Origin of the sequence: uncultured Microbulbifer sp. (assembly GCF_947489355.1) — a bacterium.
Lineage (GTDB): Bacteria > Pseudomonadota > Gammaproteobacteria > Pseudomonadales > Cellvibrionaceae > Microbulbifer.
The window spans coordinates 196,492-213,843 of sequence record NZ_CANLDD010000001.1 but is presented as its reverse complement, the minus strand read 5'-3'; the positions used below and the strand labels follow the sequence as shown (position 1 = coordinate 213,843).

Sequence of the window (17,352 nt, the reverse complement as noted above, 5' to 3'; positions counted from 1 at the left end):
CCGGGCTGTCGCACCGACAGCCCCAAAAACCCTACCTTCCCGCCAGTACTTGATGCTAAAATCACACAAACCGGGCCTCGCCCGGTTTTTTTGTGGCAACTGCCGGCCATCCTGTTAACTTTGAAAAGTCCGTTTCACCATGACCCAAGCTGATCGCTGGATGTTGCCCGATGGCATCGCGGAAATTCTGCCTGCAGATGCCGTTCAGGTTGAAACCCTGCGCCGCCGACTGTTGGATCTCTACCACTGTTGGGGCTACGAACTGGTGATACCGCCGATGCTGGAATTCACCGAGTCCCTGTTGATTGGGATGGGGCGGGATGTGGATCTGAGTACCTTCAAAGTTACCGACCAGATCTCAGGCCGCACCTTGGGTATCCGCGCCGATATCACCCCGCAAGCCGCTCGTATCGATGCGCACAGTTTTCCGCGCGCCGGTGCCAACCGCCTGTGTTACGCCGGCCATGTTCTGTATACCCGACCGCGCACGGCCATGGGTTCCCGCGCCCCGTTCCAGGTCGGTGCAGAACTGTTTGGTGTCGACAACCTGAATGGGGATATCGAGGTCATTTCACTGATGCTGGAGAGCCTGCAGATTGCCGGGGTTGAACGCATTCACCTGGATCTCGGCCACGTTGCCATCTATCGCAGTCTGGCCGAGGCGGGGGGGCTGGACGAAGCACAGCGCGAGGCGCTGTCCGCCCTGCTACAGAGCAAAGCGAGCGCCGATGTGCGCAGTTGGGTGGCGGAAAATGTTGCCGACCCACAGACGGCCGCCTGGTTGCAGGTATTGCCCGGGTTGGCGGGGGGCGTGGAGTGCCTGGAGAGGGCTGACGCAATGCTCGCCGGTGCGCCGGCAGCGTTGCAGGGCGCGCTGACTGACCTGCGCAAGGTGGCAGATGCCCTGCACGGACGCTACCCGGCGGTGGAACTGTTTTTTGATTTAAGTGAAGTGCGCGGTTACGACTATGAAACCGGGCTGGTGTTCGCCGCCTATACACCGGGGCACGGCCAGGCGCTTGCCAATGGTGGCCGCTATAACGGTATTGGTGCGGTCTTTGGGCGCAATCGCCCGGCCACCGGCTTCAGTAGCGACCTGGTAGCGCTCAATACCCTGGGCAATGGCCCGGCACCGGGCGCCGGAGCTATTCTTGCGCCGCAAGTCCATGGGTCGGATGACGCCGCCGGGTTTTGGCGCACCGTTGGCGAACTGCGCGCGCGGGGAGAGGTGGTGATTGCCGCGCTGTGCGGTGACACAGACAGCGATCTCCATACGCGCTGCGACCGCGAGCTGGTGCTCGACAGGGACTCCTGGGCGGTGAAGCCACGGGATTAAGGGATAGCGGCCACAGCGGTGCCGCACACTGTGCGGCAGAAATCCCTGATAGCCACTTTTGCCGGGGCTTACAGCTTCAACTAGAGAAAAACCTGAGTTTAGAGATTGATACAGATGGGCGTGAACCTGGTAGTGTTGGGAACCCAGTGGGGTGATGAAGGCAAGGGCAAGATTGTCGATTTGCTAACAGAGAAAGTCTCTCTGGTTGTGCGCTTTCAAGGTGGGCATAACGCCGGTCACACCCTGGTTATCGACGGTGAGAAAACCGTACTGCACCTGATTCCCTCCGGTATTCTGCGCCCAAGCGTAACCTGCTTGATTGGCAACGGCGTGGTACTGTCTCCCGAAGCACTGCTGGATGAGATGCAAGCGCTGGAAAAGAAAGGTGTGCCTGTCAGAGCGCGTCTGCGCCTGTCACCGGCCTGCCCATTGATCCTGCCTATACACGCAGCACTCGATGCAGCTCGTGAGACAGCCCGCGGCGATAAGGCGATAGGAACGACCAAACGCGGCATTGGCCCGGCCTATGAAGACAAGGTGGCTCGCCGTGGCCTGCGCCTGGGTGACCTGTGCAACTGGGATCACTTCTGCAGCCAACTCAAGGAGCTTATCGATTATCACAATTTTGCCCTGACCCGGTATTACAACGTGGAGCCGGTCAGTTATGAGGACACGCTGGAGAAGGCGAAGCACTGGCGTGAGCAGCTGGTGCCGATGATCACCGATGTAGCGGATCGCTTGCACAAGGCCCGTGAGCAGGGTGAACACATCCTGTTCGAAGGCGCCCAGGGCTCACTGCTGGATATCGACCACGGCACTTACCCGTTTGTAACCTCTTCCAACACGACTGCCGGCGGTACCGCCACTGGCTCCGGTTTTGGTCCGCTGTACCTGGATTATGTACTGGGCATCACCAAAGCCTATACCACCCGTGTTGGCAGTGGCCCCTTCCCGACCGAACTGGACTGTGAAGTCGGCCGCTATCTGGGTGAGAAAGGCCACGAATTTGGTGCAACGACCGGACGAGAGCGCCGCACAGGTTGGTTCGATGCCGTAGCCGTGCGCCATGCGATTCGTATCAACAGTATTTCGGGCCTGTGCCTGACCAAACTGGATGTGCTCGATGGCCTCGGGGAAGTGAAGATCTGTGTGGGCTACTGCAACAGCGCCGGTGAAGCCGTAGCAGTCCCCTTCGACGCCGCTGGCTGGGAGGGCGTGGATCCGGTTTACGAGGTCATGCCCGGCTGGGGGGAGACCACCAAAGGCGTGCGCAGCGAGGCGGATCTGCCGCCTAATGCCAAGGCCTATATCGCCCGTATTGAGGCGCTGGTGGGAGTGCCTGTAGAGATAGTTTCCACAGGGCCGGATCGCAATGAAACCATTGTGCGGGCCTCTTCTGCGCTCTGTAAAATGGGAATTCACAACGCGAGTGAGTAAGCTTTGGCGAGCGGGAAGTGAATCAATGGTCTGATGCAGTTCTTGCTATTTTCCATGGGGCCACTGATGATGGGGTTTGATCCATGCCGTTGGCCGAGCAGTTTTACGGGGCTCGAAACCTGAATTTGACCGGGTGAATCCATGCCTAGATCCGTATCCGTTACCAGTCGCTATAGCTTTGCCGAAGAGATTGCCAATAGCGTCACCCACGGTATCGGAGCGCTGCTCGCCATCGCAGGCCTGGGGGTTCTGAGCGGTTTTGCCGCCCTGCGCGGTGATGCCTGGCATATTGTCAGTGCCAGTGTCTATGCCTCGACCCTGATCCTGTGCTTTCTCGCCTCGACCCTGTACCATGCCGTGAGCCATATCGGGGCCAAGGCGGTATTGCGCACACTGGACCACTCCTCGATATTCCTGCTGATTGCAGGGACCTATACGCCGTTTACCCTGGTGACTCTGCGCGGCCCCTGGGGCTGGTGGCTGTTCGGGATTATCTGGGGGCTGGCCCTGTTGGGACTGATTATCCAGCTAACCCCGCTAAAGAGGATTCGTGCCCTTTCCATTACCCTCAGCGCGCTGATGGGGTGGGTGGTGATCGCCGCAATCAAGCCGCTGGCGGGCAGCCTTGAAACCGGTGGTCTCTGGTTGCTGATGATAGGTGGCCTCTGTTATACCGGCGGCATCGTTTTCTACCTGTGGCGCAGCCTGCGCTTCCATCACGCCATCTGGCATCTGTTTGTTTTGGCCGGTGGGATCCTGCACTTCTTTGCCGTGCTGTTTTATGTGATCCCCTGAATGCCGTGCGCCCGCGGCGATTGCCGGCAAACCGCCCCTGTGGCCGGTCACCGGTAAAAACCGCCTTTCAGATCATGGGGACTCGGTCTACCCTTGAGCGAGCAGAATCCAGTATCAAGGGTACCGCAATGCGTCAACCGTACAGAACCCCTTCGCTGCCCTGTCTCCTCGCGCTCTTTGCGGCACTTTTCTGCACTGTTGCCCAGGCGGCCGATCAGCCCGACCCGGCTTTCGAGCAATGGGTGCGGGAATTTCGCCAGACAGCCATTAGTAATGGTATTTCCGCACAGGTTTACGATCAGGCATTTAAGGGCATTACCTCGCCGGACCAGTGGGTGTTGGACAGGGCCAGTTTCCAGCCGGAGTTCAAGGCGCCGGTATGGCAGTACTTTGATAACCGGGTGCAGCGCAGGGCGATTGAGCGGGGCAAACAGGAAAAGGAAAAAATAGCGCCCTGGCTCGACAAAATCGAGAAACGCTTTGGCGTGGACCCGGATATTCTCCTGGCGATCTGGTCGGTGGAGTCGAGCTTTGGCGGTATTCTCGGCAATGACAAGGTCTTGCGCAATGTGATCCGCTCCCTAGCGACCCTCGCCTATGCCGACCAAAAACGCAAAAAGTTCGGTCGCCAGCAGCTGCTCGCTGCCCTGAAGATACTGCAAGCCGGGGATATCGAAGACCGCTATCTGCTCGGTTCCTGGGCTGGTGCCATGGGCCATACCCAGTTTATTCCCACCAGCTACTTGGCTTACGCAGTGGATATCGATGGCGATGGCAAGCGCGATATCTGGAACTCCGTGCCCGATGCCCTGGCCACAGCGGCCAATCTGCTGTCGAGCAATGGCTGGCAGCGCGGCAAGCCTTGGGGGTATGAAGTGACTATCCCTCAGCGTAGACTGCCGGCGGGCAAACTCACTGTGGCGGAGTGGGAAAAACTCGGTGTCAAGCGCGCCAATGGCGACCCCTTCCCCAGTAAGGCGGCGGTGGCCGAACTGAAATTGCCGGATGGCCGCCAGGGCCCGGTCTTTCTGGTATTCAAAAACTTCTTTGTGTTGAAGCGCTATAACAACTCCGATCGCTACGCAATAGCCATCGGCCTGCTTGCCGATCGCATCGGTGGCGCTCCCCCGTTGGTCAAGGACTGGAATCGCCCCTTTACCCCCCTGCAAAGCGGCCAGGTGGAGGAACTGCAGAAACTGTTAAATCAGCAGGGCTTTTACAGTGGCGAAATCGATGGCAAGGCCGGCCCCGCTACCCGCAAGGCCATTCGGGCGTTCGAGGCGCGGGCTGGCGTTGCGGTCAAGGGCTATCCCAGCAAAGAGGTGCTTGAATTACTGCAGCGGCAGTAAGGTGCGATCAGAAGTTTTCATCCGGCAGCAGGCTGTCCTGCAGCAGCTCGAGGTTTTCCACCACTTCCTGCGGCTCGCGGAAATAGGCGATGTGGTACATCGCCTCGCCCTCCTGCACCAGGGGGATATTCTGTTGCCCGATAATAATGCCCACGCCGTTGCAGCAGACCCGGTCGAGTGCATTGCCGAAAGGGTCGGCAATCGTTGCCAGCAGCTCCCCCTCGTGTACCTGATCTCCCAGGGACTTCATATAGTTGGCAATACCACTGTCACCGGCCCTCAGCCAGCCGCTGCGCCGCGCGACAAACGGCTCGATGGGGTTGTTCCTGCGTCCTTTCGGCAGCATATGCAGGTGCCGCAGGACATTGATCACCCCTTTTACGCCGGCGCGGATACAGAGCTCGTCAAAACGCAGGGCCTCCCCTGCTTCGTAGAGCAGGATCCTTACCCCAAGGTCCGCGGCCGCCTGGCGCAGGGAGCCGTCCCGGATGGAGGTGTTTAGCAGCACCGGCACACCGAAGGCTTTGGCCATAGCGCGGGTGGCTACGTCATCCAGGTTGGCGCGAATCTGTGGCAGGTTACTGCGATGGGCGGCGCCGGTGTGCAGGTCGATGCCATAGTCGCATTTGGTCACGACTTCGTTGAGGAACACATGGGCCATACGCGCCGCCAGCGACCCTTTGGTCGATCCGGGAAAGGAGCGGTTGAGGTCGCGCCGATCGGGTAGATAGCGGGTGTGTTGCAGTACGCCATACACATTGACCATCGGTACCGCGATCAAAGTACCGCGTAGCGACTGCAGCGCGCGCCTGCGGATCAGGCGGCTGATCACCTCAATGCCGTTTAACTCATCCCCGTGCACCGCAGCGCAGACAAAGAGGACCGGGCCGTCCCTTTTGCCGCGCTGTACATGGACGGGAATGGCCATCTCGGTGTTTGTATACAGGCTGACAACGGGCAGGTCGATGCGGCGGGACTCCCCTCTGGACACCGGAATATCGCCAATTTCAAAATCGGGCGTGGCTTTCATGGTTCAGCCGCACGATTGACCTGATTATCAGAGTGTAGAGGTTGGGCAGGAGGATGGCGTAAGCACCGCCGGTTGTCTTTGGACCCGGCGTCAAGTAGTGATCGACCCGTCTCGGAGCCCGCCCACTGCAGTGTCGGCAGTGCAGCGTGTAAAAACCCCAGGTCCGTTAAGCCAGATCCGCAACCCCGGGTGCCAGTATCCCAGGGGGTGATACCACAGGCCGGTCTCGGTATCGGCAATCAGGTTGATACCGCGCCAGGAGTCGGGTTGCTGTCGATTGCTGCTACCGGTATTTTCCCTTTTGCCGGGATCCTGAAGCCAACGCACTGCCCCTTTTGCATCGCAGATGGCCAGGGGCTTACCATCGGGACTGTTCAGGTAGTGCTCGCTGCCAGCGGATTTCCAGTGGCACAGAACGGTGCGGGTCAGAGGGTGGTGTATCCAGTGACCGGGACTGCGGGATTTTCCATCTATCTGCAGGGTTTCCGCCCAGATCCCCAGGCCACTCCAACGGGTAATCACCCGTCGCTGGTGCGTGGATTTGCGATGTGTACAGGTTTTACTCAGACGCCGGCCGAAGGGATCGTAACGGAAGTAGGTTTTGAACTCAGCGCATTCTGCAGTGCCCATCAGTCCCCAGCCGTCGTAGTGATAGCGGAAATTCCTGCGCGCGGGCATGTCCCGCACGCCGATGACATTGCCGCGTTTGTCCCGGTCTATTTCCACCCGGGCAGACCCCGTATGGCGAACAGAGGCGGTGAGTGGTAAAGGGGGCGGTTGTTCGAATTTCCAGGCCGGGGTCCCGCCGCTCTCCAGAGCGGACAAATGTCCGTACTGATACCTGTGAATACTGCGCACCTCCCCCTGCACCAAAAGGGTATCCCGGCCCTCTGCCTCGGTGCGTAGTATGGGCGCTCCATTGGCGTCGATGCTATACAGGGATCCGCAGGGTGCGAAGGTGTAGATGAGGTCGAGATCATCCGAGCTGGCGCTGCGTAGCCAGCCACGGGAATCGTACTGATATTTCAGGCTGAAGTCGCGGACGTCGCTGCTGTTGTGATTTTCGGCGATCACCCGGCCGCGCTGATCGTACCGGAAGCGAACCGAGGCGTGCAGATTGTTGGCCTGGATCAGTCTCAGTTGGGTGTCGTAGTGAAACGCACTGCTCTGGCCGTTGTTGTTGCGAATCCCGGTAACAGCTCCGCGCTCGTTGTAGAGAAAATACCAGTGACAATCGTTGTCGCAGTACTCGCGCAAAGTGCCGTCGACGTCGTAGTGCCAGCGCAACTGGCGACCGCCCGGTGCCTGGTGGCAGACCAGTTGCCCGAGCGCATCGTATCGCCAACAGTAGTCGCCATTGGAGGTCCGTAGCTGCGCCAGCTGGCCGTGGGGCGTGCGCAGCAGTTCCCAGCTGTTGCCATCGGCAAAATGGATCTGACACGCCCGCCCGGCACTGTCGAACTCCCAATGGAGGCGCTGGTTGTTGCCGGCGTGAATTGCGCAGGGCAACCCGCGCCTTGCGTAGTCGAGGGTATAGTGGTGAAGACCCAGGCGGGCTTCGCGCACTTCACCGGCCGCCCCATAGCGCCACGCGCAACGGGCTTCGCCGCCTGTTACTATTGCGGTCACCCGCTGCCAGTGGTCGTACTCGAATCCCCACTGCTGTTCCCCGCAGCGCACGGTTTGCAGTTGCCCCTGTCCATCCCAGATAAAATCCACCTTGCCTCTCTCGGGGTCGATGATCTGCGAGAGCTGGCCCCGGTCGCTATACAGAAACTTCCACGCCTGCTTTTCGGGATCGATCACGGTCAGCGGCCGGCCGCTAGCACTGAACTGGTAGCGCCAGGCCTGCTCTCCAGCGATCAGTGCGGCCTGGGGAAAGCCCTGTTGATCGTATTGATAGCGGGTGCTGATACCACTGTGGGTGCGCCGAGTGCAGCGCCCGAAAGCATCGTGGCGGAAGAAGGTGCGCTGGCCGTGACAGTCGATGTGCTGGCACAGGTTGCCGTAGGTATCGTAGAGCCAACTGCGTTGGCGCTGTCCCTGGCGCTCGCAGGTCAGCTGGCCAAAACCATTAAAGCAGAGCTGCTGCGGGTCCCTGTCCTGCGTCTCCACCCGACAAGTATTGCGCTTGCGCTGCCAGCGCAATACGGTCTCTGACGTATCGAAGCGCACTTTTTGACAGCGCTGGCGGTGGTCGTATTCAAACTGGCAAGTACCAGACTGGTTGCTACTCAGTTCAATAAGGGCAAGGTTTTTATAGTGATACTGCTCTGAGCTTTGGGCACTAGTGGCTTCGGTGAGAAGCTCACCGTGAAAGGCATAATGACAGAGGTCCCGCTGGTCTTCCGGGGCGTGATGATTGACCAGCTTATCGATCCGGCCGCCATGAACCTGAAATTCCACCACCCGTCCCCAGGAACTCACGATCTTTCTGGGCAGTCCTGCGCTGTAGTCAATGGTCAGGGTGTTGCCGCACAGATCGCGAATCTCGCTGAGCGGCAGTGTTTTGTTGACACCATCTGCACGAAAAATCTTGTGGGCTTGGTCAAATGCAGTGAGGCAATAGCTGTGCAGGCTTTGGCGCGATAGCAGCAGGCGTTCGAACCGGTTGTAGCAACCATGGCCTACTGCGGGCTGTTGGAAGCGGATCCTGCGCCCCTCGGCGGTCTGCAGTTCAACAAGGTTGTCTTGCACCAGCAATTGTTCGCTCAGGGAATGGCGCCAGCCGGCACCAATGCCCGAATCCTCACGAATAGAGGTGCGGTAGTAGCGTTTCCAATGAAAGGGCAGCGGACCCGGTATCGCCATATCGATCCGCTCAAAGGCCACCTCGCCATTGCTGCCAATGACCCGGTCACCTATCCGCCGGCATTGGCCCAGAGGCGGAACGGGGGTGCCCAGGTGGTTGACACCAGGGGTGTTGATAAAGTGAACCGGGCCGTCACCAATACCGGGCAAATGCCCGACCGCCGGCGCCATCGCAATAGTGTATTGATTGGTCGCTACCGATGGCGCTTGTGGCCAGAGCGGTGGTTCTCGATCGACAGGGCCGGGACTCGCAGATATACCCCGGATAGCGTTCAACCACTGGCAGGCGGCAGCCGGGTCTTGCTGTGAAAAAGTGACAGGTGGTGGGTTTAGGGTCTTGAGCAGGTCGGGTACGAGTTGGGCGGGATGTTCCGGTGTCATTCTTCAGCTTCCGGAAAATAGGTTAGCGTTGCGATTTACGCACAGTCACATCCAGTGACCTGGGCCTTTGGGTTACACTCTGTTCCTCTGTACGCATTTGCGGCAAGGGCCGGGAGGCGTATTCGAGGATGCCGGCGCTGATATTGTCCCGGCCCCCGAGTTTGTTGGCATCGTCGATAAACCGGTAAACGCACTCCAGCGCGGGGCGATGCGTCGCCAATACACGCTCAATCGTGTGGTCGTCCAGGTATTCTGTGAGTCCGTCACTGCACAGCAGCAAGAGCGCATTTTCTGTGAGTTTCCAGCTGTTAATTTCCGCTTCCACGCTCGCGGATACGCCCAGTGCCCGGGTAATGTGATTGCGCACCCCGGATTGTTTGGCCTGCCCAGGGCTGATTTGGCCGCTGTCGAGCATTTCTTGCACCACACTGTGATCCCGCGTAAGGCGCTGTAAGCCGTAATTGTTCCAAAGGTACGCGCGGGAATCGCCAATGTGTGCGACGATAAGAAAATCGTGCCACATAACAGCCACAACCAGGGTCGTACCCATATTGGCAAGTTGTGGGCTGCGGGTTTTGGTATTGAGCAGCGCGGTATTGGCACTGTTGATGGCATCGATCAGGGTTGCGCGCAAAATCAATTGCTGCTGCTCCGGGCTACAGGTAATAAAGGTGTTTTTGAGCAGGTTGTCGAGATGGGTCTGAATGGTTTCCGCCGCCAGCTTGCTGGCCGTGGCACCCCCTGTATAGCCACCCATACCATCGGCCACCACGATATAGGCGAAGGGTTTATCCGCGCAGGCATACCAGCGAATACTGTCTTCATTTTCCTCGCGTACTTGACCAATGTCGGTACGCCCGTTGACTGCCAGACTTATCTGATCCATGTCTGGTGCAATTCCCCTCTATTAAAACGCAATAAAATGCAGCGTAACATGATACAACCCATAACCGTCGGTAATGTTAACTTGCCCGCAGCTCAAGTTTGAATTTTTTTCTCAGAGTTTGCGATAATAAAACCCCTATTTATCATTATTAAAGGCACCGCGCCTGTTAAATGAAGGACACGTTGGCAAAATGCCCCGTTTGCCCAGACTCAATCTGAGAGATATTCCCCAGCATATAGTACAGGTGGGACACAATAACCTGCCCTGTTTTTTTGATGAGGAAGATTATCAATATTATTTGATTAGTTTGCGGAATGCTGCGGACCAATACAGTGTGGATGTGCACGCATACGTTTTGCTACCGAACATGGTCCAGATCATTGCCACGCCGAGGATTCCGGATGGCATTTCCTCTGTGATGCAGTCTCTGGGGCGACGCTACGTGCAGTTTGTCAATCATCGCTACAAGCGCTCCGGCACCCTCTGGCGAGGCCGCTATAAATCCAGCCTGATCGATTCGGAGGGCTACCTGCTCACCTGTTATCGATATGTTGAACTGCGGCCGCTATATCTGGGACTGGCGGATTCCCTGGCAAGTTACCCGTGGTCAAGCTTCAACTATCACGTAAACACAAAGCACGATAATCTGATTTGTGATCATCACCTCTACCTCGCCCTGGGAGAAAACGCCCAGGAACGCGCGCAGGCTTACAGAAAACTGTTTCGTTACAGCTTTGACCGCAGGCTGCTCGATTACATTGCCGAAACCATCAAACTGGGGCAGGTATTGGGTGGGGATGCCTTCAAGGACAAAATCGAGCAGATTGCCAATCAACGGGTTCGTCCACTCAGGCGAGGACGACCGAAAAAGTCAAAAAAAATCGAAAAAGAATCAGTAGAAACCCATTAGATAAAAACGCATGATGTGCTCAGGAAGCTATCGATAAAACGGCAATGGATAGTTTACTAACGGATAGTAGAGCGTGAGAAAAATTACCCGAACAGACTTTCCTATTTCAGGCGATGGTAAAAAGCAATGATAGCGACAGGCCCTGATATCCTGAAGGTTGCGATCCTTGGAGACTTCAGCGGGCGCGCCAGCCGCCGCCAGTGTGAGCCGGGCAGTATCGCTCAGCGCAGGGTCTATCTGCTAAATCGGGATACTTTCGAAGGGGTTTTTGCCGACCTTGGGGTGCGCCTGCAGCTGCCGGTGACAGAAGGGCCTCTGCCGCTGTCCTGTTTTGACGATTTACACCCGGATTACCTTTTCACTCGCCTGCCGCTGTTTAAAAAATTCATTGAACTAGAACGCCGGCTGCGGGATCCGCAGCAGTTCCGGCAGGCCGCCGAGGACATCCGGCAGTGGAAGCCGGAGCTACGCGAGGCTCCCCCCCAAACCGCGACTTCTGCCGACCGGTCCATCCTCGATACAATGCTCGCTGCGGACCGCAAGCACCGGGCCAAAGAGTGCAGCAGTACGTTTCAGGTTGAGCGGTTGATCCGGGATATTGTCGCCCCTTATGTGCAGAAGAATACCCATCCCCACCAGGGCGAATATTTGAACGCTCTTGCCGAGGCGACCTCCGATGCGATGCGTAAGATCATGCACCACAGTGACTTCCGCCAGTTGGAAGCGAGCTGGTACAGCCTGCAGTTTTTGTTGCGGCGTTGCGATGAGCACAGGAAACTGCAATTCTATTTGATCGATGTCAGTAAAGAGGAGTTGCTTTCAGATTTTGCCGGTGCGGAAAGTAATCTGGAGCAATCCCAGATCTTTAAACTGCTGGTGGAGCGTGAAACGGTTTCGGGCAACCGGCCCTACAATCTGGTCCTCGGTGACTTCTATATCACCGATGAGGAGCGCGATCTGCATTTGCTGATTGATCTCTCCACCATTGCGGAGGCGGCGGGCAGCGCCCTGCTGCTGGGCGGTGATACGAAGCTGGCCGGCTGCCCCAATCTAGCTGGTTCTGTCGATCCCGACGATTGGTATTACCCCATGAGTGAGCGCTTTGCCGAGAGCTGGCAGGCCGTACGGGAATATTCAGCGAGCGAATACGTCGCCTTGGCCGCACCCAGGTTTATGCTGCGCCTCCCGTTTGGCAGTGGGGCGGCCACCACCGAGCAGTTCGACTTTGAAGAACTGACAGCAGAGCAGGGGCACCAGTATTATCTGTGGGGCAACAGTGCCTACCTGCTCGCACTGGCGATTTGCCAGGCAGTTTCCGCGAACGGAAAATTGCAGGTACCGGTATCCGCCAGTTATGAGGACCTGCCGTTGCACCTGCGCAAACTGCCCCAGGGACAGTGGGTGACTCCCTGTGCCGAAGCACTGCTGACCGATAGCGGTGCCACGCAGTTTATGCAGGCGGGGCTCAGTACCCTTCGTTCTGTGCAGGGGCGGGACCAGATTATTCTTCCCAGGTTGCGCTCCCTCGCCGGCGGGGCCCTGAAGGGTCCCTGGGACTGAAACTGTCTGTGCGATGGATCTGGAGGACCGGCGGGTTTTGCAAGGCGCAAGGCCCGGTTTTGGTGATATGACCGGCAAAGCTGCCCCGTGTTTGGCGATGCCGTACGCTGGTCAGAACGCTTTGCGGGCAAATGAAGTAAATCAATAGTATGAGTCAGGAAGACATGGACCTCATTTTCTCTGTATTGGCAGACCCCCCAGGGGCCAATATGCTCAAACACACCAAGCTGTTTACAAAAGCGGGTGGGAGCTTGGGCCGCTCGGCAGACAACGACTGGGTGCTGCCCGATCCCGACCGCGTTGTCTCTTCCAGACACGCACAGATTTCCTTTAGTGGGAATCAATATTTCCTGACGGATACCAGTACCAACGGTACCTTTTACAATGGTGCCGAGGAAATGATCGGCAAGGGTAACCAGATGCCCCTGAAAGAGGGGGATATCATCCATATGGGGGAATACCGCCTCAAGGTGGCTCTGCGCCAGCCGCAGGTGGAAAGCCATCTGCCCAAGGGCCTTGGCAGTGCCGATTTTCTCGACACCTCAGACCGCACCACCTTTAGTTCCAGCACCAGAGCGAAGATACAGAGCCAGACCGATGCCGGGGAACTGGACAACTGGCTGGAACCCGGTAGTGGCGCCGATATCTCCCAGTCCGGGGAGTGGGGCTATATCGGCCCAGGGGCCCAGCAAACACCGTCCGGTGACAGTCTGTTGGGCGCCGATGCCGGCCCGCTGGATCCCCTCGCCGCTTTTGACCAGCCACAGGCGTTTGCTACGTCGGATGCCCCGGGTTTGGGGGCGTTGGATGGGTCGGTCAGCCAGGCCGGTTCGGGCCAGTGGTCCGATGAGGAGTGGTGGAAGGATGGCAGCGAGCAGGACCATGTGCCGGCGGATCAGCACGCAGTGCATATCGCCCCGGAGCCGCCCGTGGAAGCGCAGACAGCGGCCCAGCCGCAGGTAGCGCCACCCAGTCAGTATCAAAGATCCCCCGTGTCGTCACAGCCACCGCCCCCGCAGCCACAGGCCCCGCGGGGATTTTCGCCATCGTCGCCACCGATGGCACCTGCGCGAGCGCAGGAGCCTCCCCCCCAGTTGACGCCGCACCCTGCGCAGTCACCTCAGGATAATCCGTTTGCGGATTCTTTCGCCGCTGTACAGGGCCAACCGATGGCGGGCGCGCCGGGATTCGGTATGGGGCAGGCGCCCCCGTCCCGCCCTGCGGATTCTGTCGCTTCGGGGTACCCCTCTTCCCCGTTGCAATCGCAGACCCAACCGCCTATGGCGGGCCAATCGAGTCAGGTTGAACCCCCAGCACACCCGCTACAGGCACCGCCCGCAGAGTCATCAGCGGCCAGTGTTCTGGCGACAACGTTGGGTCTGAATATGAGCCCTGTGCAACAGCAGCAGGCGGATCAGCAGGCGGCCGAGATCGTTCGCGAAACCGTCGTACGTCTGATAGACCTCTTGCGCGCGCGCACCAGTATTAAAAATGAGCTGCGTGTGCAGCGCACCATGATTCAGACAGAGGCCAATAACCCACTGAAATTCAGCGCAACCGAGCGAGATGCCCTGGAGGCCATGTTTGCGGGCAACAGTGCATTTATGCAGCCAAAAGAGGCAGTGCGGGACAGTTTTGAAGATCTTTCCGATCACCAGGTGGCGGTGCTCGCCGGCATGCGCGCGGGCTACAGTGCAATGCTCAGCTACTTCAACCCTGAAAATATCGAGCGGCGCCTGGGTGATATTTCCGGGGTCTTCGGCAATAAAAATGCGAAAAAGTGGCAGGGCTTTGACGCACTGTACCGCGAACTGGTTGGCGACCCCGAGGCTTGTTACCGCAAGCTGTTCGGTGATGAATTTGCTGTGACGTATGAAAATCAACTGTCAGAGTTAAAGAATGCCAGACAGCTGCAAAATGAATATATTGATCGAGGAAAAGGAGTTGGTCGTGTCGAAAAATAATTGGTTCCGTATCACTCTGCTTGGCTTTTTGCTGGTCTCCCTGGCAGCCTGCCAGACTACCAGGCGTACCTTGAACCTGGACACCAGTATCGAGCTGTCGATGGATGTCCGAGAGGACGTCAATCCCGATGGCGATGGGCGCGCGTCCCCCGTTGTAGTGCGCATTTTTATGTTGGCGGACGATCGTCAGTTTGCACGGGAGGAATTCCTGAATCTGTACGAAAATGCTGAATCCCGTCTGGGCAAGGACCTGCTGGATACCGTGATCCTGAAGGAGTTCGCTCCCGGTGAACAGCGCGTGGAAGCATTGGCACTGGACCCGGAGGTGAAATATATCGGCCTTCTGGCCGAGTTTGTGCAGTATCAGAGAGCCGATGCCCTGATGGTGCTGCCGATCATTGATCACAAAAAAAATGCGTACCAGATATCCCTGGCCGATACTCGCATCGGCACCCCCGACGAGATTGCCAAACGTCGTCGCGACAAAGCATCCGCCCTGTCGCGAAGGCGCGCTAGTGAGGCCCAGGACAAAACGATAACCATTTCCAGTGAGGACTATGAGTCGATGAAAAAGCGCCTCCGGGAAATGGAAAATTCTAAATAGCGCGCTGCGCAAAGCACGGGCAGGTTTTATTTCCAGCACTGGTCCATTTGGCTCGGGCGTTACAAGGAAGACTTATGTCGGCAAACAACAAGGTGATCTGGAGTGAGGGTATGTTTTTACGCCCCCAGCACTTCCAGCAGCAGGATCGCTATCTCGAACAGCTGGTCGAAGCGCGCACCGCTTCCCTGGGCCCCTACACCTGGGGTGTGGTTGAGCTGGCGATTGACAGCGAACCGCTTTCCATGGGCAAGGTCTCCGTATCCCGCCTGCGGGCGATTTTCCCAGACGGCACGCCAATCCTGGCGCCGGAAAATGAGCACCTGCCGGATGTGCTGGATGTGCCTGTGCATACCCGCGATGAAGTCGCCTATTTATGTATACCTCTGAAGCGCCCCGGCAGCCAGGAGTCCATCAGGGATCAGGAGGACTTTCCCCAGGCCCGCTACCAGGCGGCCAATTTTGATGTGCGCAACAGCGCTACTGCTTCCGGTGAATCCGCCCGTATCCAGGTGGGCAAGCTACGTGTCTGCCTAAAGTTGGAGAGCGATGACCTGAGCGGTTACGCCGCGATCGGTATTGCCCGGATACGTGAGTGCCAGCCGGAAAAACCGCTGGAGTTGGATACAGATTATATTCCACCACTGCTGAATGCCGAGACTTCGCCGGTGATCAAAGCCTATATCGAAGAGGTCAAGGGGCTGCTGGATCATCGCGGTACCGCGCTGGGGCACCGTTTGTGTGACAGCGGCAGAAGTGGATCGGCGGAGATTGCCGACTACCTGTTGCTGCAGGTTATCAATCGTTTTGAGCCCATGCTGAAACAGATTACCGCACAGCCGCGCCTGCACCCCCACAGTCTGTTTTTGGAATTGCTGCAACTGGCTGGAGAGTTGTCGACGTTCACCTCGTCAAACAAACGCCCAGCGGAGATTCCCGGTTATGCCCATGAAAATCTGCAACTGAGTTTTGCCGGGCTGTTTTCCGCCCTGCGCCAATCCCTGTCCACTGTCCTGGAACAGACCGCTATTCCCATGGAACTGGTGCAGAGGAAGTTTGGCATCTATGTGGCACCGGTGACCGATCCCTCGATGCTCAAATCGGCCAGCTTTGTCATGGCTGCGAAAGCGGATATGCCGGGTGACCTGTTGCGCAGCCGCTTCCCCACCCAGGCCAAGGTGGCCCCAGTGGAGGCCATTCGCGAGTTGATCTCAGCACAGCTGCCGGGACTGTCCCTGCGCCCACTCCCGGTGGCGCCCCGCCAAATTCCCTATCACGCCGGATTCACCTACTTCGAAATGGAGCGCAGCGGCGAAATGTGGCAGGCCATGTTGAGATCCGGCGGTTTTGCCGTACATCTCGGCGCGGAATTTCCGGGGCTGTCCATGGAGCTTTGGGCCATCAGGAATCATTGACATGAGCAAAGAAAGCTTCACGCCCCCGCCGGCACCCGATGGCGGCGACAGGACAGTGATGATACCAACTCCGGGTGCCGCTGCCCCGGTGCAGCCGGACCCGATCCCGCAACAGTTGTTTGCCGATCCGGGTAGCGCTGCAGACAGACAGGTGCGCAACAGCCTGAACCCCCTGGTGTCTGCGGCCTCCAAGCTGCTGGGAGTGATTATCAAACTGCGCACTACCATGAACCACGCCAATGTACCGGACCTGCACAAACGCCTGACCCGGGAAATTCAGGCATTTGAACGCGAGGCCAAGCAACTGGCGCTAACTCCGGAGAGCGTTCTCACTGCGCGTTACTTACTCTGTACTGTGGTGGATGAAATGGTGTTGACCACCCCCTGGGGAACGGCCAGCGGCTGGAGCCAGCACTCGCTGCTGAGCTTGTTCCACAAAGAGACTTTTGGCGGTGAGAAGTGCTTCGCCATTTTGCAGCGCATGCTCGAAACCCCGGCCTCTCACCTGGAGTTACTGGAGCTTTTCTATCTGTGCCTGAGCCTGGGCTTTCAGGGCAAGTATCGCCTGGTGCAGCGCGGGCACGAACAGATTGAACAGATCAGGGACGAGCTTTACCGCACCATTGAACAGCACAGGCCGGCCATGGAGCGCGACCTGTCACCGCGCTGGCAGGGCTGTGTCGAGCGCAAGTCACGCCTGATCCACTTTGTACCGCTGTGGGTCATCATGAGTGTCGCCGTCGGTCTCTTGGTTGCCACTTACAGTGGTTATCGCTGGTGGTTGTACGAAACGACAACACCGGTTGTGGATCGCGTGGCGGATCTCACAGACAGTGAGAGAGCGCTCCCGCCAGGGGAAGGGTAACACTCGGACCGT

General features: G+C 58.1%; 13 protein-coding genes. 10 read left to right on the top strand and 3 right to left on the bottom strand.

Annotated features, from left to right (window positions below; all coding sequences use genetic code 11):
* Window positions 1–139 precede the first annotated feature (139 nt).
* The 4 genes from Q1A48_RS00915 (at window position 140) to Q1A48_RS00900 (ending at window position 4,917) form a co-directional block, all read left to right on the top strand.
* Window positions 140–1,336: an ATP phosphoribosyltransferase regulatory subunit gene (locus Q1A48_RS00915; RefSeq protein WP_299939921.1), complete on the top strand. Its 1,197-nt coding sequence runs from the start codon at window positions 140–142 to the stop codon at window positions 1,334–1,336.
* Between the two features lie 114 nt (window positions 1,337–1,450).
* Window positions 1,451–2,773 carry an adenylosuccinate synthase gene (locus tag Q1A48_RS00910; protein WP_299939919.1) on the top strand — a complete coding sequence of 441 codons (1,323 nt, stop codon included), beginning with the start codon at window positions 1,451–1,453 and terminating at the stop codon, window positions 2,771–2,773.
* Between the two features lie 141 nt (window positions 2,774–2,914).
* Window positions 2,915–3,568: a hemolysin III family protein gene (locus tag Q1A48_RS00905; protein WP_299939916.1), complete on the top strand. Its 654-nt coding sequence runs from the start codon at window positions 2,915–2,917 to the stop codon at window positions 3,566–3,568.
* A 128-nt stretch (window positions 3,569–3,696) separates the two neighbouring features.
* Window positions 3,697–4,917 carry a lytic murein transglycosylase gene (locus tag Q1A48_RS00900; RefSeq protein ID WP_299939914.1) on the top strand — a complete coding sequence of 407 codons (1,221 nt, stop codon included), beginning with the start codon at window positions 3,697–3,699 and terminating at the stop codon, window positions 4,915–4,917.
* Between the two features lie 7 nt (window positions 4,918–4,924).
* On the opposite strand, the gene Q1A48_RS00895 is transcribed toward Q1A48_RS00900, so the two are convergent.
* From Q1A48_RS00895 to Q1A48_RS00885, 3 genes are all read right to left on the bottom strand, one after another.
* The gene (locus tag Q1A48_RS00895) at window positions 4,925–5,947 is read right to left on the bottom strand and encodes a succinylglutamate desuccinylase/aspartoacylase family protein (protein WP_299939911.1); all 1,023 of its coding nucleotides are present in this window, start codon (window positions 5,945–5,947) and stop codon (window positions 4,925–4,927) included.
* A 90-nt stretch (window positions 5,948–6,037) separates the two neighbouring features.
* Window positions 6,038–9,139 (bottom strand): DUF6531 domain-containing protein, encoded by a 3,102-nt coding sequence (locus Q1A48_RS00890; RefSeq protein ID WP_299939908.1) that lies wholly within the window; start codon window positions 9,137–9,139, stop codon window positions 6,038–6,040.
* 22 nt (window positions 9,140–9,161) lie between these two features.
* Entirely contained in the window at window positions 9,162–10,025 is an 864-nt protein-coding gene (locus tag Q1A48_RS00885; RefSeq protein WP_299939905.1) for a Stp1/IreP family PP2C-type Ser/Thr phosphatase, read from the bottom strand.
* 190 nt (window positions 10,026–10,215) lie between these two features.
* Between Q1A48_RS00885 and Q1A48_RS00880 the strand changes: the two genes are divergently transcribed.
* The 6 genes from Q1A48_RS00880 to icmH all read left to right on the top strand — a co-directional run bounded on the left by Q1A48_RS00880 (window position 10,216) and on the right by icmH (window position 17,340).
* Window positions 10,216–10,935 carry a transposase gene (locus tag Q1A48_RS00880; protein WP_299939902.1) on the top strand — a complete coding sequence of 240 codons (720 nt, stop codon included), beginning with the start codon at window positions 10,216–10,218 and terminating at the stop codon, window positions 10,933–10,935.
* Between the two features lie 126 nt (window positions 10,936–11,061).
* Complete coding sequence (locus Q1A48_RS00875; RefSeq protein WP_299939899.1) at window positions 11,062–12,495, top strand: type VI secretion system contractile sheath large subunit; 1,434 nt, start codon at window positions 11,062–11,064, stop codon at window positions 12,493–12,495.
* A 149-nt stretch (window positions 12,496–12,644) separates the two neighbouring features.
* Window positions 12,645–14,459, top strand: coding sequence for a type VI secretion system-associated FHA domain protein TagH (tagH, locus tag Q1A48_RS00870; protein WP_299939897.1), 1,815 nt, complete (start codon window positions 12,645–12,647; stop codon window positions 14,457–14,459).
* Window positions 14,446–15,063 (top strand): type VI secretion system lipoprotein TssJ, encoded by a 618-nt coding sequence (gene tssJ / locus Q1A48_RS00865; protein WP_299939894.1) that lies wholly within the window; start codon window positions 14,446–14,448, stop codon window positions 15,061–15,063. Before tagH ends, tssJ begins: the two co-directional genes overlap by 14 nt.
* Before the next feature lie 74 nt (window positions 15,064–15,137).
* Window positions 15,138–16,475, top strand: a complete 1,338-nt coding sequence (gene tssK / locus Q1A48_RS00860; RefSeq protein ID WP_299939893.1) for a type VI secretion system baseplate subunit TssK — start codon at window positions 15,138–15,140, stop codon at window positions 16,473–16,475.
* A 1-nt stretch (window position 16,476) separates the two neighbouring features.
* Complete coding sequence (icmH, locus tag Q1A48_RS00855) at window positions 16,477–17,340, top strand: type IVB secretion system protein IcmH/DotU (RefSeq protein ID WP_299939891.1); 864 nt, start codon at window positions 16,477–16,479, stop codon at window positions 17,338–17,340.
* Window positions 17,341–17,352 lie beyond the last annotated feature (12 nt).